This is a genomic window from Pelagicoccus sp. SDUM812005 (assembly GCF_031127875.1).
In the GTDB taxonomy this organism is placed as follows: Bacteria; Verrucomicrobiota; Verrucomicrobiia; order Opitutales; family Opitutaceae; genus Pelagicoccus.
This window is the reverse complement of record NZ_JARXIA010000001.1, coordinates 35,617-58,275: the sequence shown is the minus strand read 5'-3', so window position 1 is coordinate 58,275 and position 22,659 is coordinate 35,617. Positions and strand designations below refer to the sequence as shown.

Genomic DNA, 22,659 nt, shown 5'->3' with positions numbered 1-22,659 from the left:
ACTAGGCGTTCCCGCCCTTCTCCTCCGGTCGCATCGCGAGCTTAATCACTTCCGCGTCGAAATAGTTGATCCCCATGCCCGCATCCAAAGTCAGGCCGGTCCCATTCATTCCGCTAGAGCGCTCGCTGAGCAGGAAAACTGCCGCATTGGCAACTTCCTGCGTATTCAAAGCTTGCTTACGGAAGGTCAGCTTTTCGCTGAAGAGGTAGCTTTCCGCGTAACCAGGTATCCCCGCCGAAGCGCTGGTCTTGAGCGTACCGGGATTCACCGTGTTGAAACGAACTTGCGTATCCTTGCTGAAGGACTTGGCCAAGAAGCGAATCGAGGAATCGAGGGCCGCCTTCACTGGCGACATGTATCCATAATTCTCTGCCGTAATGGTGAGCGACGAAATGCTGATCGCGACCACGGACGCCTTGTTGTCGAGGTAAGGCTTAAACGCGTTGGAAACCTCGACCACCGAAAAGGCAGAGATTGCCGTCGCCTGCAGGAAGTCTTCGCGCTTGGTTTCGTGGAAAGGCTTGAACCCCTCGCTGTAGTTGGCGAAGGCGATCGAGTGCACGATGCCATGCAAAGTCCCAAAATCGCGTCCCACCTCTTCGGCGAGCTTGGCGACCTCTTCCTTGTTCTCCACATCGCAGACATAGACCGGCTTGTCCTTGAGCAGCTTGGCGGCGCTCTCCTTGCGGGCTTCGGAACGCACGCTGTAGATGACTTTCGCTCCCTCTTCTTCCAAAGTCTTGGCAATGAACCAGGCCACGCTCTTGCGATTGGCTACGCCCATCACAAGAATGTTCTTACCTTCCAGGTTTAGGAATCCCATGGCACTATTTGTTTTGGGCGCTCGCCAAAGCCACGCAGAAGGAAACCGTCATCACGCGGCGACCGTCCTCGGTCTGCACGCTGCCGTCCATGAAGCTGAAGCTTCCCACGCTTTCCTTGTAAGTCGCGGTGATCAACAGGGTATCGCCCGGACGCACGATGCTCTTGAAACGCGCGTTCTCGATCTTCGACAATACCGGAACCAAGCTAGGGTCGTCCTTGATCTTGTCCGCAAACAAACGGCTCATCAAAATGGCGCCCGTCTGGAAAACCGCTTCCGAAATGATCACGCCCGGCATGATCGGATTGTTGGGATAGTGCCCTTCGAAGAAGGCTTCCGTCTCCGGCACATGGCGACGGGCAGTGAGCGATTTTTCGGTCTGCTCAACCACTTCGTCTACGAATAGGAAAGGAGGACGGTGCGGGATCGCGTTGAGAACTTCTTCGGTAGCCATAGTCAATCGGGGTCGTGGGTTGCGGAAAGGGTTGTATTCAATATTAGGCGACAGGCTTGCCGGCCGCCGCGGCCTTCATCGCGACAATCTGCTTGTCGACCTTGTTGGAAGTGATGACGCCGTAGTTCATCGAGCCCAGCCAGCCGGACATAATGATGCCGACCGAGCCAGCGTGATAGAGTCCGGTGACTTGCTCCGGCAGCTCCATGGAAGACTTCAGCCCCTCGAACTTGGTTCCGAAGGAAGTGCCTTCCGGGTGGCGGGTGTAGTGGTTGATGGTGCGCGGGGTGGCCGCTTCCAGGTGGTCGATCTTGGAACGCACGTCGGGAATGTACTTCTCGAGCGAAACCAGCGACTCCTCGATGAGGCGTTCCTTGTGCTGCTCGTACTCCTCGTCGCTGAGGTTCTCCCAGTCGACCATCTTGGCGTTCAAGGATGCAACTATAGTATAGCGGTCGGTTCCGGGACGAGTTTCGGGATAGTAGACGGAAAAGGTCCGGCTGGTCGTGTGCAGGTCCACCAGCTCCTCGCTGCTGAAAATGGGGGCGTCGGAAGTGAAGACGAGGTCGCCGATGTTGGGGATGGTTTCGCCTTCCTTGATGCCCATGTAGACTTGGCAGGAGCTGCTGTTGATGCGTACCGCGTCCAACTCCTCGAGGTACTCCTTGGAGAACTTCTCCGCGCCGACCATCTTCTTGACCGTGGTCACCACGTTGGCGTTGGAAACGACCGCCTTGCTGCGAACCGTCATCACGTTGTCCGGCTCCGAATCCCGGGTGCGGCCCTCGATGACCACGCCCGTTACCTGCGGCTTGCCGTCCACCTCCTCGGTCAGGATCTGACGCACGAGCACGTTTTTCTTGAGGGTCGCTCCGTTGCGTTCGAGCTCTTCCACCATCTTGCCGATCAGCACGTCCGTGCCGCCTTGGAAGGTGTAGACCCCCTTGCTCATGAAATTGGAAAATACGATGCCGTAGGTGATCGCCGGCTCGTCGAGGGTGGAACCGTTGGCGTAGGCGATCGGCTCGAGCAGGAGGCGGTGCACGTCCTTGCGGCCGGGGAAGAACTCCTCGAAGAGCTCCCGCGTGGTGCGCTTGTCGTCGTCGTAGAAATTCATCTGGCGCAAGTGGGTGTAGAAGCCTTCCACCTGCTCGAGCTCGAGCTTGAAGTCCTCGACCAGGATCCGCGTGAAGTCCTTGCGATCGAAGGTGGTCCACACGTCGAACTGCGGGTTGATGAAACGCACGTCCTTGAGCTGGTGGATCGAGTCGGCGATTTCCTTGGTCCAGTACTTGCGGCAGGACTTCACCATGCCATGGGGAAAGCCATGCAGGGAGATGTCGAAGATATGCTTGCCGGGGCGCTTGAACCAAGTGGCAAGCCCGCCGAATTGGTAATGATGCTCGAGCAGGAGGACCTTGTGTCCGCATTTGGCGAGTACATTGGCGCTGGTAAGCCCGCCTAGGCCGCTGCCGATTACGACCACGTCGTACTCCTCATCTACTCCTTCTAGCCAGTTTTTGCCCATAAGCGGCCAACGAATAGGGCTGGAAACGGGAAATACAACTGAGAAATCGCCTCTGGGAAATTCCCCGAGCTTTCCGCCGAACCCGCGATTCCGCCCCGAACGCCGCCCTCCCAAATTCAGCTTTTCTGCTTGCGGATCACCCAACACGCGCAATTCGTAACAAAGATGGCTAAGACCAAGATCAAATTCGAAACCAATCAGGGAACGATCACCCTGAAGCTTTATCCCGACGTAGCTCCCAAGGCTTGCGAAAACTTCGCCACCCACGTGGAGAACGGCTACTACGACGGCATCATCTTCCACCGCGTCATTCCAGAGTTCATGGTTCAGTGCGGCGACCCGACAGGCACCGGACGCGGCGGCCAATCCATCTGGGGCAAGACCTTCGAAGACGAGTGCACCCCGGACGTGCGTTTCGACAAGACCGGACTGCTCGCCATGGCCAACGCCGGCCCCGGCACCAACGGCAGCCAATTCTTCATCACCACCGCCAAGACCCCTTGGCTCAACATGCGCCACACCATCTTCGGCGAAGTGGAAGAAGGCTACGAAGTCGTGCAAGCCATCGAGTCCGTCGAGCGCGACGGCATGGACAAGCCGCTCGAAGAGCAAAAGATCCTCAAGGCCACCGTCATCGACTGAGCCCAAGGCGCCCTTTCAAAACAAAAGCCCGTTCCTGCCAAGGAGCGGGCTTTTTTGCGGAGCAAGGCCTGAGCGGAAGCCCAAGCCGTCTCCAGTCAGTCCCGCTTCTTCGTCAAAGCCACCAAGCGGTCCCACTCCTCCAGGTAGCGGATGAAGTGCGTCTTCCCCTTCTCGATCTCGTCGTCCAAGAGCTCGCGCACCAAAGTCTGCTCGCGCTCGTACCCCTCCGAGCTGAGCAAGCCGGAAAAGTGGGCGATGCGGGCCCATAGCAAATGCGTGGTGATCGCATCGAACTCGTTGTAGTCCAAGATATCCTGCAGCTTCCCCTGTAACCAGAGGTCGGATACGAACCCGCCCTCCGTGTCCACCTTGCCGGGAATTCCGGACAGGGTCGCGATCTCGTGCAAGCGGGGAGTCTGCCCCCAGCGCCCCACCATGGGCGCCAAGTCCACGTTGTGGTCGCCGCTGGTCGCGAAGTAGTCCACCCCTTCCCAGGGCTTGTTCGGACGCTCGCCCATGCCTTGGCTGAAAAGCCCGTGCACGATGGCCCGCTGCACGATGATCGGCACGTCCGCGTTGTGCGAATTGTAGCCGACCAGCTGCGGCTTACGGGAACCGATCGCCTTGAGCAATTGCTTCAAAATGGTCCGCTCCTTGGCCTTTTCCTCGTCGCCCGCAGTCGCCGGCAAGGTCACGAGCTTGAGCTTCACCTCGCCCCCCACTACCTCGCGCAGCACGCCCGAAACGGAAACGATGCGGCAGAGCACCGTCTTCAAGTACGGCTGCGGATTCTCCTCCGTGGCTCCGCTCTCGCGCCAAAGCCGCTTCATGGCCTCCTCGCTCCCGTGGGCCCCGCTAGTGTCGACACCGAAAAGCATCTCCGCGCTCAAGGGATCGGGGATCCATTCCAAGTCGAAAGAAAACAGGCAGGTCTCGATGGTCTTTAACACGGCAACAGATATAGGAGAGGACTTTCCTCCGTGTTAAGTCTTTCTTGCACAAGCCGCCCAGCTTTCCATCGTCTTCGCCATGCCATTCCAACAGGAACTCAACGTCGCCAAAGAAGCCGTCCTCAAAGCCTCGCTCCTCTGCTCCGCCGCCCAACGCGGACTCGTAGACGCCGAAAAGCACGACAAGGCGGACAAGTCCCCCGTCACCGTCGCCGACTACGGCGCCCAAGCCCTCGTGCTCTCCACCCTCGCCCAAGCCTTTCCCAAAGATCCCGCCGTCGGCGAGGAAGACTCCAGCGACCTGCGTAAGCCGGAAAACGCCGAACTCTTCGCCCGCGTCGTCGAATACGCCCAAAAGATCGACGGCTCCCTCGACGCCGATTCAGTCCTAGCCGCCATCGATCGCGGCAACCATGCCGGCGGAGCCGACGGGCGCTTCTGGACCCTCGACCCCATCGACGGCACCAAGGGCTTCTTGCGCGGCGAGCAATACGCCGTCGCCCTCGCCCTCATCGAAAACGGCCAAGTCGTGCTTGGCGTGCTCGGTTGCCCCAACCTGCCCGTCGACCCCGCCAATCCCGACAGCGAAAAGGGCTGCATCCTCTTCGCCGTGCAAGGCCAAGGCGCCTTCCAAGCGCCCTTGAGCGACATCGCTGCCGCCGTTCCCATCTCCACCGACTCCGTATCCGAGGCGGCCCATGCCGTCTTTTGCGAATCCGTCGAGTCAGGGCACACCGCCCACGGACGCTCCGCCGCCATCGCCGAAGCCCTCGGCACCGCCGTGGAGCCCTTCCGCATGGACAGCCAGTGCAAGTACGCCGCCGTCTCGCGCGGCCAAGCCTCCGTCTACCTTCGCCTCCCCACCCGCCCCGGCTACGAGGAAAAGATCTGGGACCACGCGGCCGGCTACGTCGTGCTGCAGGAGGCTGGCGGCAAAATCGCCGACACCTTCGGCCAGCCGCTCGACTTCTCCCTCGGCCGCACGCTCAAGAACAACAAAGGCATCGTGGCTACCTCCCCCGCCGTCTTTGAAACGGTCGTAAAAGCGGTGGTCGCCTCCGGCCAATCCTCGAAAGCCGTCTAGGGAAAATCCCGCATCTCGGACTGCCCTCCGCATTACGTCCCCTTCCAAGCTCCCAATCTGGGAGCTTTTTTTGGGCTCGAACCCCATGGTCTGAGGAGTTCGCCTGCCTCGAAATGAGTTTTGCACCTCTCTTGGACCCCGAGCTCAAGTTTCACTTCGTTTGAACGATCATAGAGTACCACACCTAACCAATTAGTACTCTGAAAGCTCCATCCCACAGCCAAACCCCGCTCCCATGCGGACGATCACGACGCCCGATCCACACGATCTGGCGCCTCTCGCTAACGATGGCCGCTCTGGCCGCGACCTCCGCCAGCCAAGCCCAGACGCTCGGCGAAGCCCTGGAGGCCACCCTTTCCCGCTACCCGAAAGTGCGGGTCCTCGAATCCCGCGTACAGATCGAGCAAAACAAGCTCGAAGGCGAACGCGCCGCCCGCCGTCCACAGCTCTCCCTCAGCATGCGAGGGGGCGAAGAACGCTTCGGCAACGACAAAGGCTTCCAGGTCTACGGCGAAACCGGCGACGCCTCCCTGCAAGGCAAGCAACTGCTTTTCGACGGCGGCAACACCCGCCACCGCATCACCGAGGCCCAAGCCAACCTGCGCACCAGCGAGGAGTCCCTGCGCAAAACCCGCGAAGACCTCGCCCTCGAGCTCACCCTTACCTACGTCAACGTCCTCAAATACACTCGCCTGCGCAACCTCGCCGAGCAAAGCGTCTACCTCCACCAGGACGCCCTCGACAAGATCGAGGAAAAGTTCGAGGCCGGAGCCGGCCCCAAAGCGGACGTCATTCTCGTCAGGGCCCGCCTAGCCATGGCCAAGGCCAGCCTCGAAGCCCGCAACCGCCAGCTCAACAACGCCAACAATACCTTCCTCAAGCTAACCGGCTCCTACCCCACCCGGCTCATCGAACCGGAGTTTCCGGAATGGGCCATTCCCGATTCCCTCGACGAAATCTCCTTCGAGGCCAACCCCAGCGTCCGAGCCGCCCATTCGGAGCTCCAGGCCACCTACTCTCGCCGCAAGGTAGCGGAAAGCGCCTTCCGCCCCAAGCTCAACTTCGTCGTCGAAGGCGACGCCGCTCGCTCCGACCGCTACGACAAGCTCCAAGAGGACGCCGTAGCCCTCATAACCCTCTCGTATAACATCTTCGACGGCGGCCGACGCCGCGCCGAAATCTCCCGCACCAACTACCAAATCGAAGAGGCTGACTACAAGCTGCAGGACACCCTCGTCGAAACCGAGACCACCTTCGCCAACGCCTGGAACGAACTGACCTCCACCAACGAGCGAATCTACCTGCTGCAGACGCACCGCGACTCCATGGAAGCGGTCGTCTCCGCCTACCACGAGCAATTCGAGCTCGGCAAGCGCCCGCTGATCAACCTGCTCGACGTCGAAAACGAGCTCTCCTCCGCCCGCGCTTCCGTCGAAGAGGAACGCCTCAACCGGCTGCAGGCCGCCTATCGACTCCTCTCCGCCATGGGCGAGCTGACCAACGCCATCCGCTAACCTTTCCGAAGCCAAGATTCCAACTAAGAGCAACCCAGAATGAGCGGTCACAAAGAAGAGAAAGTATCCAAAGGGAAACTACGAGTCCTCATCGTAGAGGATTCGAAGATCGAGGCGAAGTTCACCGCCAACCTTCTCAAGAAGAACGGATACGAGGTCACTAGCGAGCGGGTAGAAACGCGCGAGGACATGAAATTCCAACTCGACGAGCGCGAGTGGGATATCGTCATCTCCGACTACCAGATGCCCGAGTTCGACGGCATGCAAGCCTTGCAGCTCTTCCAAGCCTACGATCTGGACATCCCCTTCATTCTCGTTTCCGGAAAGATCGGCGAGGAAAGCGCCGTGGACCTCATGAAGATGGGCGCCCACGACTACATTATGAAGGGCAATACCGCCCGCCTCCTCCCCGCCATCGAGTCCCACCTCAAGGACGCCGCCAACCGCCGCGAGAAAACCCAGCTCGAAAGCAAGCTGCGCGAAAGCGAAGCCCAATACCGCGGCTTCTTCGAAAACGCGGCCATCGGGATTTTCCGCTGCGACGCGGACAGCAACCTGCTCGACGTGAACAGCTTCCTCGCCCACGCCCTCGGCTTCGAGACGCGTGAAGACTGTATCCAAGTTTGCGAGACGCTCGTCCCTGAAACCTACGATCACCAAACCCACCAGGCCGCGACCATAGACCTCGCCGACGAAGCCGAGCAAGGCGGTCGCTTCGAAGCCATTTTCCACCGACAAGACGGCTCCATCATGGAGGCCATCATCAACGTCTGGGCAATCGAAGACGAAAGCACCGAAAGCGTTTTCCTCGAAGGCACCATCGAAGACGTTACCGAACAAAGAGAAATGGAGCGCAAGCTCCGCGAAATGGAGCAACTCCACGAGTCCCTAATCGACCTCACCAGCAATCTCTAATGATCTCGGACAAAAAGAACACGAGGCTCGCTCCCTCCATACGGAAGGCAGCTCCCCGACCCAGGATCGACAAGGCAAAGCCAGAGACCAGCGCTCCTGCGCCTTCCGCTGAGGAAACGCGTGTATTCGACGACTCGCTACTGGATTGCTTGATCATGATCGGCAAGATGCATGATCGCCAGCTCTCCGGCGACGTGCTCACCTCAGGCCTTCCCCTTGTCGATAACCGACTCACTCCGCGCCTCTTCATCCGAGCCGCCGAAAACGCCAACTTCTCGGCCCGCCTCGTAAAGCGCAAGCTCGCGGAAATTCCCGAACTCGTCTTTCCCTGCGTCCTGCTCCTCGAGGACAATCGCAGCGCCGTGCTGGTCAGCCGCAAGGACGACGACTTCTCCGTTATCCTTCCCGAAACCGGATCCGGCCAAGTCGTCCTAGACAAGGCGAAGTTGGAATCCGAATACATCGGAACCGCCATTTTCGTTAAGCCGGAGTTCGCCTTCGACGCCCGGGCCGACAAGAACGACAGCTCCGTCAAGTCGAAGCACTGGTTCTGGGGAACCCTCTGGAAATACCGCCGCGTCTACCAAAGCGTCCTTCTCGCTGCCGTCTTCATCAACCTCTTTGCCGTAGCCGGATCCATGTTCGTCATGAACGTCTACGACCGCGTCATTCCTAATAACGCGATCGAAACCCTCTGGGTCCTCGCCAGCGGCGTCACCCTCGTCTACGGCTTCGACTTCCTCCTGAAGATCCTGCGCACCTCCCTCATCGACAAAGCCGGAAAGAACGCCGACGTGCTGCTCTCCAGCTTCATCTTCCAACGAGTGCTCGGCATCAAGATGGAACACAAGCCCGCCTCCGCAGGCAGCTTCGCCAACCAAGTCAAAGGCTACGAAAGCCTGCGGGAGTTCTTCACCTCCGCTACGATGGCGACCTTGATCGACCTCCCCTTCGTGGTCCTCTTCATCGGATTCATGTATTTCATGGCAGGCTGGGTAGCCTTTATCCCGGCAGCCGGCATCCTTCTCATTTTGGCAGTCGGAGCGATCCTGCACATACCGCTCAAGCGAGCTGCCGAAACGGCCCAAGGATCCGCGGCGCAGAAGCATGCCCTGCTAGTGGAAGCGATCGGTGGCTTCGAAGCCATCCGAGGACTCTCCGCTGCAGGCATCTTCCAGCGCCGCATGGAAAATTTCCTCGGCAGCTCCGCCAAGAGCGAGGTCGCCTCCCGGCGCATCTCCGCCGCCGCCACCAACTTCACCGTGTTCGTCACGCAGATGGTATCGGTCGTCATCGTCGTCGCATCCGTTTACCGGATACGCGAAGGAGAGATGAGCATGGGAGCCCTCATCGGCTGCACCATCCTTAGCGGCCGCGCCATGGGCCCCATCGGCCAAGTCGCCGCCCTGCTCTCCCGCATGCAGTCCTCCCTCGTCTCCCTCAAGGGACTCAACGAAATCGTGGCCCTCCCCCAAGAACGCGAAGCCGGCCGCAACTACGTGCGCAAAAGCGACTTCCGCCCCAGCATCGAATTCAAGGAGGTCACCTTCTCCTACTCGGAAGATGCCGAACCCGCCGTCAGGAACGCGAGCTTCACCATCGAACCCGGCGAGAAGGTAGCTATTCTCGGACGCGTTGGCTCCGGGAAAAGCACCCTGCTGCGCCTCATCCTCGGATTCTACCAGCCGACCTCCGGCATGATCCTGGTCAACGGTACCGACATCCGCCAGCTCGATCCCGCCGAACTGCGCCGCCGCCTCGGATACATTGCCCAGGAGAACAACCTCTTCTATGGCTCCCTCAAAGAAAACATCCTCATGGGCGCCCCTTGGGCCGACGAGGAAGAGCTCCTGCAAGCTGCCCAGCTTTCCGGCGTGGAACGTTACGCCTCTCGTCATCCCATGGGCTACGACATGCAAATCGGCGAACGCGGCGAACGCCTCTCCGGCGGCCAGCGCCAAGCGATCAACATCGCTCGCGCCATTATCGCCAAGCCGCCCGTACTCGTCATGGACGAACCGACCAGCGCCATGGACGCCAATGCGGAACGCGAATTCATCGCCGCCATGGACGCCTACGGAAACGAAGGCGGCCGCACCCTCGTGCTTTCCACCCACAAGCCTTCCATGCTCAAACTCGCCGACCGCATCATCGTGATGGACCAAGGCCGCGTCGCCGCCAACGGCCCCAAGGCCGAAGTCATGCGCCAACTCTCAGGAGGAGCCGGTAGAAACTGATGTCCGATCCCATGAACACGCCAGAACCATCCAAGCCCGCCGCCAAGACGGAGCCGGAAAAAGCAGAAGCACCCGAGCCAAAGCCGGAAAAAGCCGCTGAGTCGGAACCGCAAACGGAAACCGACGCGAAGCCAGCAGCCAATCCCGAAGCCAAGCCGGAGCCCGTTCCTACCGAAGCCGCTGCGACGCCACCCGACGCAGAAGGGCAGGAAGAAGGCAAAAACCTTAAGCTCAAAAAGGCCGACCTCGACTTCGTCTCCGATACCAAAGCAGCTTTCCTCGAAAATCGCAGCCCCCTCGCCACCCTGCTGATGTTCACCATCGTCGGCATCGTCAGCGCCCTCGTTTTCTGGGCCAGCTCTTCCGAGGTGAACGAAATCACTCGCGGCCAGGGAAAAGTGGTCCCTACCGACTTCCTCCAGGTCGTGCAAAGCCTGGAAGGCGGTATCCTCGCCGAACTCAACGTTTCCGCGGGAGATCGCGTGAGCCAGGGCGACAGTCTGCTACGCATCGACAGCACCGCCTTCTCCGCCGCCCGCAGCGAAACCGCCGCCCAGCGGGACAACCTCATGGCTACCATCGCCCGCCTCGAAGCGGAAGCGAACAACCGGGAAAGCATCGAGTTCCCCAACTACATTCTCCAGAAACGCCCCGATCTCGCGGAGAGCGAACAAGCCCTTTTCGCAAGTCGTCGCGGCAACTTGGCAGGATCTATCCGACACCTCAGCCGCAGCCTCGAGCTCAAGCGCAAGGAGCTAGACATCACCATCCCCTTGGCGGAAAGAGGAATCGTCTCCCAAGTGGAACTGCTCCGCCTCCAATCCGCCGTGAACGACACGGAAAGCGAGCTGAGCCGCATCCAGTCCGACTATACCAAGGAAGTCCTCAGCCAGCGCAACGAAGCCCGAGCCAAGCTCGAGCAGATCGAGCAAAGCCTGCTCGCCTTCGAGGACAAGATTCGCCGCACCGACGTCACCTCACCCGTCAACGGCACCATCAACAAGGTTAATTTCAACACCATCGGCGGCGTCATCCGCTCCGGAGAGCCCATCGTCGAAATTGTCCCCTACGAAAGCGACCTCATCGTCGAAGCCAACGTCTTGCCCAAGGACATCGGCTTCATCCACCCCGGACAGGAAGCCACCGTCAAGCTTACCGCTTACGACTTCTCCATCTACGGCGGGCTCAAAGGAACCGTCGAGCACATCAGCGCCGACACCTTCACCGACGAGCGGGGCGACAGCTACTACACCATTCGAGTCCGCACCGGCGAACGCTCGCTGAAAACCAGCACGCAAGAACTCAAAATCATCCCCGGCATGCAGGTGGAAGTAGACATTCTCACCGGTAAGAAGACCGTGCTCGACTACGTCTTCAAGCCCCTGCTTCGGGCCAAGATGAACGCCCTCACCGAGCGCTAGGCCGCTCGCCGAAGGGCCATGCTTAATCCGTTTCCGAACGGAGACCCTTTCCCTCCGCCAAAGCATTAAAAAGCCCTCGCTGTCCATCAGCGAGGGCTTTGAAATAGCTAAGCAAGCGGAATCGAGCAGCCTTAGCGCTTCTTCTTGAAGAGGAAGTAGACCAATCCGCCAATCATCATCAGCGGGAGGAAACTCAAGATCGCGGTCGTCGCGTAGTAAGCGACGCGCGCCTCTTCCTTCCCCACCGCGCACACCGAACAGGCTTCGGCCGAAGCGGCGAGCGCGAACGCTAGCGAAAGGATTGCTGCCTTGTTGGAACGGTTGCGGGTCAGAAAGCTCATATCTTAACTTAGTCGAGATAAACGAGAACGTAGAGGATAGGCCAAACGCCTACCACGAAGTACCAAAAGGTCTGTCCTGCCCGGAAGCTCTGCAAACGAAGCGTTCCCTTGCGGAACTTCCAGAAGAGGCGAACCTGAGCAACGATGGAACCGATGGCGTGCACTGCGTGAGCTCCGATGATCAGGTAGAAAAACGCGCCGTAGGTGCTCGACTGCATGGTCAGGCCTTGGCTAAGGATGCGCACCCACTCCACTCCCTGGAAAAGCACGAAAAAGGTGCCGAGTCCCAAGGTCACCAGGAACAGCAGCTTGCTCTTGTCCCCGAAGCCTTCGCGTTGGAAGACGCGTCCCGTCAGGTACATGGTCAAACCGCTCGCCATGAGCACCGCCGTATTGAAGGCGGTGGCTCCGATCGGAAGCCGAGGCTGGTCGATTGGAGGCCATTCGACCGCATTCGCCTTGGAAATCATGAAGGCGCTGATCAAGCCCAAGAAGAACATCATCTCCGCCATGATGAAGACGATGACCCCTAGCACGCTGTTCGAAAGGGCCGGTTCGCGAACCGAGCTGCCCTCTCCTTGAATTCCTGCTTCTGCGTATCTCATATTCCCTCCTCCTGGTCAGCCTTGGCCCAACTAGTGGGCGTGGCCGCTGTGGTCGTCTTGCGAATGGTCGCCGTGGTCGTCGCCGTGCGATTCGCCGTGATGGTCGAATCCCTTGGCCTCAGGCAACTCGATCGGCAGCTTCTCCCAGTTCTTGCCCTCGGACATCATCGAGTCCGTAGCAGTTCCGAAGAAGAAGACGAAGAGGATCGCTACCATGGAAAGCAGCAAGTAAGGAGCGTAGATCTTCTCGAACTTGAGGTGCATGAAGTACGCCAAGACGTAGTAGGCCTTCACCAAGGCGATACCGAAAGCCGTGACGAGGACGAGGATCATTCGCGAAACCGAATCGTCCTCAAGCCCTATCCAGTGCGCAACTTCCGGCCCGAGCACGCTCACGACGAAAAGTCCGAGCAGCAGCAGATAGATTTTAAAGTAACTTGGATGGTTTTCTGAAGCCATGTCTAATAGTTTCCGTAATTAAGATTCAACTACTTGGCGATGTAGAGCAGTGGGAAGAGGAAGATCCAAACGATATCCACGAAGTGCCAATAGATACCGATGTTCTCCACGCGGTGCCAGTTCTGCTCGTGCTTGATGTCCTTCTCGGCGATGATGGCCATGATCACCATACCGCAGAGAACGTGGAAGCCGTGCAAGCCAGTCGCGGTGTAGTAGAAGCTCCAGAAGTTACTGGTGAAGATCGTAAAGCCGTGCGAGATTTCGGAGGCGTACTCGTAGGACTTGAAGCCCATGAAGCAGGCGCCCAAGCCGATCGTAAACCAGAGGTATTTTCTCGCCGTCTTGGCATCCCGCTTCTCGGCGGCCGCGTGAGCGAGCACCACGAAGTAGCTGGAAGTGAGCAGCCAAAACGTATTGGCGGCTCCGATGAAGGTGTTCGTGTAGGCTGCCGAAACAGCCCACGAATCGTGTAAGAATCGGTTCAGGAGATAGGCGGCGATGAGGCCGCCGAAGATGACGATTTCAGAACCGACAACCCACCATACCGCGAGACGGCCAGTTGGAATTCCTGTGCGGTTTCTGCCAGTTGCAATGATTTTATGACCCATTGTATCTAGAAAGAGGTTACGTTGAATTACTTGGATTTATCAGGCTCGTTCTGTGGCCAGTAGTCTTCCTCGCGTCCTTCGACCGAGAATTCGTAAGGGCCGCGGTAAACTTGCGGGAGGTTGTCGCCGAAGTTTCCGTGCGGTGGAGGCGATGGTGCCACCCACTCGAGCGTGTTGGCCTTCCAAGGATTGGGTCCGGCTTTCTGGCCGCGCTTCAAGCTAACGATGAAGTTGATGAAGAATGGAATCTGGAAGAGGATGAGAACGATGAGCGAACCGGTGGCGAATACGCGCAGGTCCTGGAAGTTCTCGGTGTAGAGGTCCGGATACGCAGTGTAGCCGGCGATACGGCGGTGCTGTCCCGCGGCTCCCAACACGAAGAGCGGAAGGAAGATGCCGTTGAACGGGATGATCGTACCCCAGAAGTGGATCTTGCCCCAGAACTCGTTGAGCTTGCGACCGAACATCTTCGGGAACCAGTAGTACAGGGCCGAGAAGGTTCCGATGATCGCGATCGGCACGAAGGTGTAGTGGAAGTGAGCCAATACGAAGTAAGTGTCGTGCAAGTAGATGTCGGTACCGCTCGAGCCGAGCCAGATGCCCGTCACACCGCCGATGAGGAATTCAGCGATGAAGGACAGAGCGAACAGCATCGGAGTGGTGAAACGGATCGAACCTCCCCACAACGTGCCGATGAAGGCGAAAAGCATCAGGGCCACCGGGATGGAGATCAAAAGCGTCGTCGTCGTGAACAGGTAGGTTGCGCGCGGATCCACCCCGGAGATGAACTGGTGGTGAGCCCAAACGAAGAAGCTGAGAATGCCCAAGCCAATGGAGCTGTAGAGGATCATCTTGTAGCCGAAGAGCTTCTTGCGGGAGAAGGTACAGATGATTTCGGCCACCACTCCCATCGCTGGAAGCAGTACCACGTAAACTTCAGGGTGACCGAAGAACCAGAACAAGTGCTGCCACATGACCGGGTCGCCGCCCGCTGCAGGATCGAAGAATCCCGTGCCGAGCGTCTGGTCGAAGAGGAGCATTACGGCGCCGGCAACCAGAGGACCAACCGAGGCCATGAAGAGGATGGATGCGATAACGATCATCCAGACAACCATCGGAATGTCGTAGAGCTTCATTCCCTTGGCGCGGGCATTCATCACGGTAGTGATGAAGTTGATACCGCCCAAGAGGAAGGCCACGATTTCCAAGGTCACCGCTATCAGCCACATCGGGGCGCCAAAGGGCGTTCCGTTGTATTGGGATTCGGCAGACAAAGGCGGATAGGCCGTCCAAGCGCCGCCGAAGCCGCCCTGAGGGACGAAGAAGGAAGCGATGAGCACGATGGCGCTGATCAAGAAGATCTGGTAGGAAAGACGGTTGATCTTCGGAAAGACCATATCGTCGCAGCCGATCATCAGCGGGATAAGGAAGTTACCCAAGGCAGCGATCAAGACAGGCATCGCTACCCAGAAGATCATGATCGTTCCATGGTTGGTCACCAGAGAGTTGTAAGCCGCCGGCGAAACCACCCCGAAGAACGGGATCGAGGAGCCAGGGAAGGCAAGATGCATGCGGAAGACATAGGAGAAGAAGCCTCCGATAAGTCCCATCGCCATACCTGTGAAGAGGTACTGGAAGCCGATGATCTTGTGGTCAGTGGAGAAGCAGTACTTGCTCCAGAAAGATTCAGTGTGGCCGTGGTCGTCGTGATGGTCGACAGTAGCCGTTGCAGTTGCGGTATCAGCCATTGTTAGGCGCCTCCTTCGATTCAGATTCTGTAGTAGCGTAAGCGGTGTCTTGCTTCAGGTGCGCTGGAGTGTTCTCAGCGATCCAAGCGTCGTATTCCTCAGCAGATTTGATGATGACGCGCGCCGGCATGAAACCATGTCCGTAGCCGCACATCTCGGCGCACTGGATATCCCACTCCCCTTCCAGGATGGGCTTGAAGTGGCCGAAGATCTTGCGTCCGGGAACCGAATCCTGCTTGAGGCGGAAAACCGGGATCGAGAAGCTGTGCATCACGTCCAAGGCCTGCAGCTCGTACTGGTACTGCGTGTCCTTCTTGAGGACCATCTCGTTGATCAGCACGATGTCGTCTTCGGTGTCCAAGACTCCGTCCGCTCCCGCGTGCTCGAAGGTCCAAGCCCACTGCTGGGAAATGACTCGCACCTGCTCGTCGTACTCCGGCATGTCGATCTTAACTTCGTGCCACACCTTGAAGGTGTAGAAGAGGATAGCCAAGTCGCAGACCAGGATGAGGTAGTGAGGAATTTCGATCGCTTGCTTCTGCTTGTGCGTTTCCCCGGTGATGTACTGAGCCTTTTGGCCCGGCTTGGCACGAAAACGGAAGACGACGTACAGGAAGAACGCGAAGGTCAGCAAGAACCAGAACATGACCAGGTAGGTGATCAAATCAAACAGGTGGTCGATGCTTCCGGCAAATGAAGATGCTCTAGGAAGGAAGTACTCTAGCATGGGAGACGGATTAGGTTAAGATCGTAGGCCAGACGGTCAGGCCGCCTACACGAAGAAATACCAAAAACACAATATCGTGGCAGAGAACAGAACCGTTCCGACCAAGGTATATTTGAAGAGCCGACGCGTGACTGCGTACACGTACTGCTCTTGTTGCGGATCAATTTCGGTGGGCTCTTCGCTCATTATTCTGTCAGGCGGTTAGAAGGAGGAGAAATACAACGAACCTTAGTTCGAAAGGGTTTGGATGTAGGCGACGACGTCCTTAACGGCCTGCTCGTCGGTCAGCATCATGGCCATCGGACGCATCTGGGCTCCCGTGGTGTCCTGCGGGTTCGAGCCGCGCACGCCATCCTTGAACTTTTGCAGCTGGGCTACGTGGTACCAGTCGTGCTGGTTCAGCAGGGAGGGAGCGTTGAGCAGGTCGTTGCCCGCTCCGTCGGCGCCGTGGCAGGCTTGGCAAGTCGCGTAGAGGGCCTTGCCGCGCTCCGCGTTGCCGCCTTCGAGGGTGGCCGCGATTGGCTTCGGCTCAAGCGACGCCACGTACTTCGACACGGCCGCGATGTCCGCTTCGGAAGCCAAGAGGCTCGCCATGGGACGCATCTGCAGACCGGAGGTGTCGCGTGGATCTCCGCCGCGGTGCCCTGCCTTGAACTTGGCGATCTGAGCGGCGACGTACTTCTCGGAAAGCCCAGCGATCGCAGGCGCGTTGAGAAGCTTCAGGCCAGATCCGTCCGCCTGGTGGCAAGCGACGCAGTTCGCGTAGAGCTGCTTGCCACGCTCATCGTTCGCATGGGAAACAGCGGATCCTAGGGACGCCAAAAATCCGACCATCGCGAGCCGGAAAGCAGTCTTCGAGAGAGACGAGATAATCGATTTCATATGTCAAAAGAGGGGCCAGCCGGACTATTTGACCGGGAAGGCATCGTTGCAGTGCTAGATGTTAATACTCTGAGTTCGTCTTGGCGCAAGTATCCCCAGGAACGGGATCGTAAAAAGTAGGCACGACAGGGCAGGCAACCGCTGTCAGAAAAGGGGGCTAATACCCTTTTTGACCTCTTCGATGTCAAGGCTAAAGGCCTTGAGATTTAAAGACATAGTCCGTCCTTGCTCCAGGCCCGATCCAAGCTCGCGCCGCAGCTGAATTCGAAGCGCTCCGGACCGCCCGCAGGTTGCGCTTTGCCCCGAAGGCGACTCCCCGCCGGTAAAAGTAGTTTCAAAAGGGCCCGCAGCCCTCCCGAACGCCTTAGAAAGCTGGCAGCCCCGCCGAAGTCTAACTCTACTGACTCTTCGAGCGCCCCGAGCCAGCGCTCGCTCCCACACACCTCAAACCAACCTTATGCGACGAATCGCAGCATCAACCCCTTGCCCCGCCGATGAGTGAGCAGCGCCCTAACGCGCTGCCTCGGCGCATCATCGTTATAGACGACACCGAATCGATCCACTCCGACTTCGAAAAGGTGCTCGCCCCCACCAGCTCCAGCGAAAGCGAGCTCGCCCTCGAGGAGCTAGACCGGCTCATGTTCGAGGAAGAGCCCTCGCCTTCCCGAGCCTCCTCCCCCCAATTCAACTTCGAGATCGGACACGCCTACCAAGGCGAAGAAGGACTCTCGCAAATCTCGGCCGCCCGCGCGAACGGTACCCCCTACTCCGTCGCCTTCGTCGACATGCGCATGCCGCCCGGATGGGACGGGCTCAAGACCGTCGAGGAAATCTCGAAGTCCGACCCGCACATCCAGCTCGTCATCTGCAGCGCCTACTCCGACTACTCCTGGCGCGAGATCATCGAGCGAGTCGGCCACACCGATCGGTTGCTCATCCTCAAGAAGCCCTTCGACCAAGCCGAGGTCTACCAGCTCGCCGTCGCCCTGAGCGAAAAGTGGCATACCGAAAAGCGGACCCGCAACCTGCTCGCCGAGCTCGAGCAGAAAGTCGCGGACCGCACCCAGCAAATCACGGAAGCCAACCAAAGCCTCAAGGCCCTCAACACCGAGCTGCAAACCGCGGTCGCCGAAGCCAGGGCTGCCGAACGCGCCAAAGGTCGCTTCCTCGCGACCATGAGCCACGAGATACGCACCACCCTCAACGGGATCATCGGCGCCTCCCACATGCTCAACCACAATTCCAGCTTGCCGGAATCCGACCTCGAGTTCGCCAGCATCATCCAAAAGAGCGGCGACGCCCTGATGATCATCATCAACGACATCCTCGACTACTCAAAGTACGAGAGCGGCCAACTCGACCTGGAACAGATCCCCTTCTCCCTCCGGGACCTGGCCCGAGAATGCACCAACCTGATGGACACCGCCCAATCCGGCATGAACATCGACCTCAAGCTGCAACAGGACGAGAAGCTCCCCGAACTCGTCGTCGGCGACCCCGCCCGCATCCGCCAGGTCGTACTCAACCTCCTCAACAACGCCTTCAAGTTCGGCCGGGACGGCACCGTGACCCTCGCCATCAAAGCTGACGCCATCCGCGAAAGCTCCGCCACCTTGCGGATCGAAATCATCGACGAAGGCATCGGCATGGCCCCCGAAACCGTTGACCGCCTCTTCTCCGCCTTCATGCAGGCCGACTCCTCCACCACCCGCGAATACGGCGGCACCGGACTCGGACTCGCCATCTGCAAACTCCTCGCCGACGCCATGGACGCTCGCATCGAGGTCAGCAGCGAACTCGGAAAAGGCTCCTGCTTCGCCTTCGTGCTCGATCTGCCGCTGCCCGAAGACAGCGTCCAAGGCGTCGCCATCGAAAAGACCCAAACCAAGAAGCAGGAAGCCGCCCGCGTGCACAAGGCGGTCCACCAAAATTTCGGAGAGAAGCGAGTCCTGCTCGTCGACGACAACGCCATCAACCGCAAGCTCGGCAAGCGCTTCCTCCAACAGATGAAGCTCGACGTCACCCTCGCCACCAACGGACGCGAAGCCTTCGAAACCGCCACTAGCCAAGACTTCGACCTAGTCCTCATGGACTTGCAGATGCCCGAGCTCGACGGCATGGAAGCGACCCAGAAGATCCGGCAGACCGACGGCCCACGCAGCGAAGTTCCCATCGTGGCCCTCACCGCCAACGCCTTCACCGACGTTCGGGAGCAATGCAGGAACGCAGGCATGGACGACTTCCTCACCAAGCCGCTCCGCGTCAACGAGCTGGCCGAAACGCTCGAGCGCTGGATCAACCGTCCGCAAAAGCCCTCCCCTTCCTCCCACTAGCAAACACGATAAAGATGATTCGCTTTGTCGCGCCGCTCTTCCTCGCCTTCGGGGTCTCCGTTACCGCCTGCCTCGGCCAGTCCGAACTCCTCAGCTCCCCGCCTCCGCCGCGCCTCAACGGCATCCCCTTCTACCAGATCTACGAGGAGAAGGATATCGAGAACAGCTCGCGGGCCAACTTCATCACCACCGCCCCCGACGGACGGCTTTTCTTCGGCTGCGAAAACGGGCTGCACAGCTTCGACGGCACCAGCTGGAACCATCTTCTCGAAACTCCATCCACCCAACAGAAGGTCAAATGCGTGACCTGGACCGAATACGGCGTATTTGCGGCCGGGTACGGCACCATCGGCCGGCTCCATTTCGAAGGCGACTCCGGCCTGCGCTACGAAGCCCTAAACGACAGCCCCTTGACCAAGCGATCAGGCGAGTTCTACTCCAAGATCCACCGCCTTGGGAACAAGCTCTACTTCATTGGCGAACGCAGCGTCGCCCATCTCGACCTTGACACCCTCGAGCTGGGAGCCACTGCCTTCGAGGCTTGGGTCAAAGGTTCAGCCATCTACCAAGGAAAATTGCTCGTGGCCACGACGCGAGACGGCATCGTGCAGTTCGACGGAAACGAGCGTGCCGTCCTCCCCGCCTTCCAAGGCTTTATCGACAAGCGCGTCATCCTGAATATCGAGGTCAGCGAGGCTGGCGAAGTCTACTTCGCCACCGAAAGCAACGAACTCTACCAGGTTCCAGCCGGAGCTCCTCTCGAGGCCTTCGCCCCCTTCCCCTTCCGCCCCGACGGGGCCATTCGCGACCTGGAATTCGTCACCCCCGAAAAGCTCGCCATCAGCGTCGCCCACCAAGGCATCTACTTTCTCGACAACGCCGGACAGGTGCTCTCCACCTTGGATCGAAGCTTCGACTACCGCTGGGGAGGCGCCAACGCCCTCCACCGCGACCCAAGCGGAACCCTCTGGGTCCAGTTCAACTCCACCGTCGGCAAGGTCATCGCCAACAGCCCGGTTTCCCAAATCGACGAACGCCTCACCAAGGGCATCGAATACCCGATCGCCCACGAGGTAGATGGCCAAGTCTACCTCCGCACCAAGGGACGGCTCCTCAAACCCGACTTCTGCGAGGATGGCAGCCTGCAGGGCTTCGCGGATGCGCTTCCCGGTTTCAATCGCTCGATCGACGCCGCTTCCGCGATTCAGGACGGCATCTACCTGCAAGGCGAAGCCTCCACCTACTTCCATACCCAAGGGCAAACCACGGAGCTCGGAAAAACCGGCCGCATCGAACGCATGACCCCCTTTGAAGGAGACGCGAACAAGCTCTTCGCGGCGACCCCCGACTCCCTACTCGTCCTGCAAGCGAGAGCCGACTCCATCGAAGTCCTCAGCCAAACCTCGCATCAAGCGGGCCACATCAACAAGGTCGCTCGAGCCTATCACGACGTCTTCTGGCTCGAAATCGGGATCGGCCAAATCGCTCGCGCCCAAGTCGCGAACGGAACGATCGACTATCAGCTTTTCAACCGAGACCACGGTCTACCGCTCGCCTGGATCGCAGTGTGGGAGCACGAAGGCGAGGTCCTTTTCACCTCCAGCAAAGGCATCTACCGCTTCGAGCCCAACTCGCAGCGTTTCGTCGCCACCGACATCCTCGAGCAGCACCTGCCCGCCAGCGGCATCTTCCACCGCGTCGCCACCGACCCCCACGGCAACATTTGGGCGTCGTATGAAAAATCAAACTACATACTCTGGAAGCAAGGCGACGGCGCCTACCTGAAAGACTCCCACTCGCTCAGCCAGCTGGGCGATCAATTCTTCAACCAATTCAAGTTTCTCTCAAACGGAGACACCCTTCTCCTAAGCGCGACCGAGCTCTTTCATATAGAAGGCGCCAAGCTCTCCCCTCCCAGCCCGAAGACCGAACCCAACCTCTCCCTTTTCGAAATTTCGGACCTCGAAGGATCCGCCATCTACTATCTCAATTCCGGAATAGGAAAACTGCCCGAATCGCTCGAGTTCCCGAGCGGCCAGCGCAACCTCTCTATCCGAGTCGGAGCCACTCGCTCCTCCACCATCAAAGCTCCCCAGTACCAGTACCTGCTCGAAGGCATGTCCAAAGACTGGTCAAAGTGGAGCTCCTCCAACGAGGTCAGCTTCACCAAGCTCGACGCCGGTTCCTACACCTTGAGAATCCGCTCCCGACCCCACGCATCCGCAGAGCCCGAGGAGATCGCCATCCCGCTCCACATCGCCCCCACCTTTTTTGAAACCCCCATCGCCTACCTTCTCTACGCCTGCGCATTCGTAGCGCTACTGCTTTTTGGATACAGCCTCTTCGCCAAAAACCTCAAGAAAACCAACCTCAAGCTCGAGCGCATGGTCAACGAGCGCACCCGCGAAATAGAGAACAAAAACAGCGAGCTGCAGCGCAACGCCAACGAACTTTCCAAGACCCTCGACGAACTTCGCAGCGCCCAGGGATTGCTCATGGGCGCCTCCCGCAAAGCGGGCATGGCGGAAGTCGCCACCAACGTGCTGCACAACGTAGGCAACGTACTCAACAGCATCAACGTCTCCTTGCTAGCGGTCTCCGAAAGGCTCTCCCAACAACGAATCAACAAGCTGGTACGCGTATCCAAAATGATAAACGACCACCAGCATGACCTCGCCCACTTCCTTACCAACGATCCCAAAGGCAAGGCCATCCCCGAATACCTCATGCAGCTCTCCTCCGTGCTCGGCGACGACCATTCGCGCTACCTGCTCGAGGTCGATTGCATGCAGGAAAACATCGAGCACGTTAAGAAGATCATCGCAACCCAGCAGACCCACGCCAAGACCGTGGACGTCTGCCAACCCATCAAGGTCGAATCCCTCGTCAACGACGCCTTGGAAATGATCACCGGCGACCTGGAACACAGCTTCTTCGAAATCGTGCGCGACTTCGAGCCGGACCTCGAGATCGTCTCCGACAAGCACAGCCTCCTGCAGATGATTACCAACTTCGTCAAAAACGCCAAGGAGGCGATCATCGAATCCGAAAAACCGCTGGGCCTGATCACCATCTCCGCCCATACCGATCCGGAGAACGATTGCGTGCGTATCCAAATTTCGGATAACGGAATCGGCATCGCCCAAGAGAACGAGCGCAAGATCTTCACCCACGGCTTCACCACCAAGGCCGACGGCCACGGATTCGGCATGCACAGCTGCGCGATCGCAGCCCGCAACCTCGGCGGAAACCTCCAAATCAGCAGCGAGGGCCTCGGCAAAGGCGCCACCGTAACCCTAGAGCTTCCTCGCTCGCCTAATGGCGACGCGGACCGACGCCACGCTAATCGCCTCTCGGGAGATTCCCCCTTCGCCAAGAACTAGAGAGC

Annotated in this window: 19 protein-coding genes; 8 read left to right on the top strand and 11 right to left on the bottom strand. The window is 59.0% G+C overall.

The annotated features are described in order from the left end of the window. Position 1: 1 nt before the first annotated feature. From QEH57_RS00210 to QEH57_RS00200, 3 genes are read right to left on the bottom strand one after another with little or no spacing between them, the layout of a single operon-like run. A complete protein-coding gene (locus QEH57_RS00210; protein ID WP_309004643.1) occupies positions 2-823 on the bottom strand; it encodes an SDR family oxidoreductase in 822 nt (273 codons plus the stop codon). A 4-nt stretch (positions 824-827) separates the two neighbouring features. Further along, positions 828-1,277: a 3-hydroxyacyl-ACP dehydratase FabZ family protein gene (locus tag QEH57_RS00205; protein ID WP_309004642.1), complete on the bottom strand. Its 450-nt coding sequence runs from the start codon at positions 1,275-1,277 to the stop codon at positions 828-830. A 43-nt stretch (positions 1,278-1,320) separates the two neighbouring features. Next, positions 1,321-2,805, bottom strand: coding sequence for an FAD-dependent oxidoreductase (locus tag QEH57_RS00200; protein ID WP_309004641.1), 1,485 nt, complete (start codon positions 2,803-2,805; stop codon positions 1,321-1,323). 165 nt (positions 2,806-2,970) lie between these two features. On the opposite strand from QEH57_RS00200, the gene QEH57_RS00195 reads away from it, so the two are divergent. Beyond that, positions 2,971-3,447 (top strand): peptidylprolyl isomerase, encoded by a 477-nt coding sequence (locus QEH57_RS00195; RefSeq protein WP_309004640.1) that lies wholly within the window; start codon positions 2,971-2,973, stop codon positions 3,445-3,447. A gap of 95 nt (positions 3,448-3,542) precedes the next feature. Here the strand turns inward: QEH57_RS00195 and QEH57_RS00190 are convergent, their stop codons facing one another. Next, positions 3,543-4,397 (bottom strand): hypothetical protein, encoded by an 855-nt coding sequence (locus QEH57_RS00190; protein WP_309004639.1) that lies wholly within the window; start codon positions 4,395-4,397, stop codon positions 3,543-3,545. 79 nt (positions 4,398-4,476) lie between these two features. Here QEH57_RS00190 and QEH57_RS00185 point away from each other — a divergent pair, with 79 nt between their 5' ends. From QEH57_RS00185 to QEH57_RS00165, 5 genes are all read left to right on the top strand, one after another. Further along, entirely contained in the window at positions 4,477-5,481 is a 1,005-nt protein-coding gene (locus tag QEH57_RS00185) for a 3'(2'),5'-bisphosphate nucleotidase (protein ID WP_309004638.1), read from the top strand. Positions 5,482-5,768: 287 nt separating this feature from the next. Then, a complete protein-coding gene (locus tag QEH57_RS00180) occupies positions 5,769-6,995 on the top strand; it encodes a TolC family protein (protein WP_309004637.1) in 1,227 nt (408 codons plus the stop codon). A 39-nt stretch (positions 6,996-7,034) separates the two neighbouring features. Beyond that, positions 7,035-7,910: a response regulator gene (locus QEH57_RS00175; RefSeq protein ID WP_309004636.1), complete on the top strand. Its 876-nt coding sequence runs from the start codon at positions 7,035-7,037 to the stop codon at positions 7,908-7,910. Continuing rightward, positions 7,910-10,147 carry a type I secretion system permease/ATPase gene (locus QEH57_RS00170; RefSeq protein ID WP_309004635.1) on the top strand — a complete coding sequence of 746 codons (2,238 nt, stop codon included), beginning with the start codon at positions 7,910-7,912 and terminating at the stop codon, positions 10,145-10,147. The genes QEH57_RS00175 and QEH57_RS00170 overlap by 1 nt, the downstream gene beginning before the upstream one ends. An 11-nt stretch (positions 10,148-10,158) precedes the next feature. After that, complete coding sequence (locus QEH57_RS00165) at positions 10,159-11,568, top strand: HlyD family type I secretion periplasmic adaptor subunit (RefSeq protein ID WP_309004634.1); 1,410 nt, start codon at positions 10,159-10,161, stop codon at positions 11,566-11,568. Between the two features lie 131 nt (positions 11,569-11,699). Here QEH57_RS00165 and QEH57_RS00160 read toward each other — a convergent pair whose 3' ends face one another. The 7 genes from QEH57_RS00160 to QEH57_RS00130 all read right to left on the bottom strand — a co-directional run bounded on the left by QEH57_RS00160 (position 11,700) and on the right by QEH57_RS00130 (position 16,938). Further along, positions 11,700-11,909 (bottom strand): hypothetical protein, encoded by a 210-nt coding sequence (locus QEH57_RS00160; RefSeq protein WP_309004633.1) that lies wholly within the window; start codon positions 11,907-11,909, stop codon positions 11,700-11,702. An 8-nt stretch (positions 11,910-11,917) separates the two neighbouring features. Then, entirely contained in the window at positions 11,918-12,514 is a 597-nt protein-coding gene (locus QEH57_RS00155; protein ID WP_309004632.1) for a cytochrome c oxidase subunit 3, read from the bottom strand. Between the two features lie 30 nt (positions 12,515-12,544). Beyond that, on the bottom strand, positions 12,545-12,973 hold the full coding sequence (locus QEH57_RS00150; RefSeq protein ID WP_309004631.1) for a cytochrome C oxidase subunit IV family protein: 429 nt from the start codon (positions 12,971-12,973) through the stop codon (positions 12,545-12,547). Positions 12,974-13,002: 29 nt separating this feature from the next. Beyond that, positions 13,003-13,581 (bottom strand): cytochrome c oxidase subunit 3, encoded by a 579-nt coding sequence (locus QEH57_RS00145; RefSeq protein ID WP_309004630.1) that lies wholly within the window; start codon positions 13,579-13,581, stop codon positions 13,003-13,005. Positions 13,582-13,607: 26 nt separating this feature from the next. Next, on the bottom strand, positions 13,608-15,329 hold the full coding sequence (locus tag QEH57_RS00140; RefSeq protein ID WP_309004629.1) for a cbb3-type cytochrome c oxidase subunit I: 1,722 nt from the start codon (positions 15,327-15,329) through the stop codon (positions 13,608-13,610). After that, entirely contained in the window at positions 15,322-16,056 is a 735-nt protein-coding gene (locus QEH57_RS00135) for a cytochrome c oxidase subunit II (protein ID WP_309004628.1), read from the bottom strand. Before QEH57_RS00135 ends, QEH57_RS00140 begins: the two co-directional genes overlap by 8 nt. 228 nt (positions 16,057-16,284) lie before the next feature. After that, positions 16,285-16,938 (bottom strand): c-type cytochrome, encoded by a 654-nt coding sequence (locus tag QEH57_RS00130; RefSeq protein ID WP_309004627.1) that lies wholly within the window; start codon positions 16,936-16,938, stop codon positions 16,285-16,287. Between the two features lie 494 nt (positions 16,939-17,432). On the opposite strand from QEH57_RS00130, the gene QEH57_RS00125 reads away from it, so the two are divergent. Further along, a complete protein-coding gene (locus QEH57_RS00125) occupies positions 17,433-19,271 on the top strand; it encodes a response regulator (RefSeq protein WP_309004626.1) in 1,839 nt (612 codons plus the stop codon). Positions 19,272-19,285: 14 nt separating this feature from the next. Beyond that, entirely contained in the window at positions 19,286-22,654 is a 3,369-nt protein-coding gene (locus tag QEH57_RS00120) for a HAMP domain-containing sensor histidine kinase (protein ID WP_309004625.1), read from the top strand. The last annotated feature ends 5 nt before the right edge of the window (positions 22,655-22,659 follow it).

Coding starts and splice junctions, on each gene's coding strand:
- QEH57_RS00135 (WP_309004628.1), bottom strand. CDS start 16,056: ATGCTAGAGTACTTCCTTCCTAGAGCATCTTCATTTGCCGGAAGCATC.
- QEH57_RS00200 (WP_309004641.1), bottom strand. CDS start 2,805: ATGGGCAAAAACTGGCTAGAAGGAGTAGATGAGGAGTACGACGTGGTC.
- QEH57_RS00145 (WP_309004630.1), bottom strand. CDS start 13,581: ATGGGTCATAAAATCATTGCAACTGGCAGAAACCGCACAGGAATTCCA.
- QEH57_RS00175 (WP_309004636.1), top strand. CDS start 7,035: ATGAGCGGTCACAAAGAAGAGAAAGTATCCAAAGGGAAACTACGAGTC.
- QEH57_RS00185 (WP_309004638.1), top strand. CDS start 4,477: ATGCCATTCCAACAGGAACTCAACGTCGCCAAAGAAGCCGTCCTCAAA.
- QEH57_RS00140 (WP_309004629.1), bottom strand. CDS start 15,329: ATGGCTGATACCGCAACTGCAACGGCTACTGTCGACCATCACGACGAC.
- QEH57_RS00130 (WP_309004627.1), bottom strand. CDS start 16,938: ATGAAATCGATTATCTCGTCTCTCTCGAAGACTGCTTTCCGGCTCGCG.
- QEH57_RS00210 (WP_309004643.1), bottom strand. CDS start 823: ATGGGATTCCTAAACCTGGAAGGTAAGAACATTCTTGTGATGGGCGTA.
- QEH57_RS00120 (WP_309004625.1), top strand. CDS start 19,286: ATGATTCGCTTTGTCGCGCCGCTCTTCCTCGCCTTCGGGGTCTCCGTT.
- QEH57_RS00155 (WP_309004632.1), bottom strand. CDS start 12,514: ATGAGATACGCAGAAGCAGGAATTCAAGGAGAGGGCAGCTCGGTTCGC.
- QEH57_RS00150 (WP_309004631.1), bottom strand. CDS start 12,973: ATGGCTTCAGAAAACCATCCAAGTTACTTTAAAATCTATCTGCTGCTG.
- QEH57_RS00205 (WP_309004642.1), bottom strand. CDS start 1,277: ATGGCTACCGAAGAAGTTCTCAACGCGATCCCGCACCGTCCTCCTTTC.
- QEH57_RS00180 (WP_309004637.1), top strand. CDS start 5,769: ATGGCCGCTCTGGCCGCGACCTCCGCCAGCCAAGCCCAGACGCTCGGC.
- QEH57_RS00125 (WP_309004626.1), top strand. CDS start 17,433: ATGAGTGAGCAGCGCCCTAACGCGCTGCCTCGGCGCATCATCGTTATA.
- QEH57_RS00165 (WP_309004634.1), top strand. CDS start 10,159: ATGAACACGCCAGAACCATCCAAGCCCGCCGCCAAGACGGAGCCGGAA.
- QEH57_RS00195 (WP_309004640.1), top strand. CDS start 2,971: ATGGCTAAGACCAAGATCAAATTCGAAACCAATCAGGGAACGATCACC.
- QEH57_RS00170 (WP_309004635.1), top strand. CDS start 7,910: ATGATCTCGGACAAAAAGAACACGAGGCTCGCTCCCTCCATACGGAAG.
- QEH57_RS00160 (WP_309004633.1), bottom strand. CDS start 11,909: ATGAGCTTTCTGACCCGCAACCGTTCCAACAAGGCAGCAATCCTTTCG.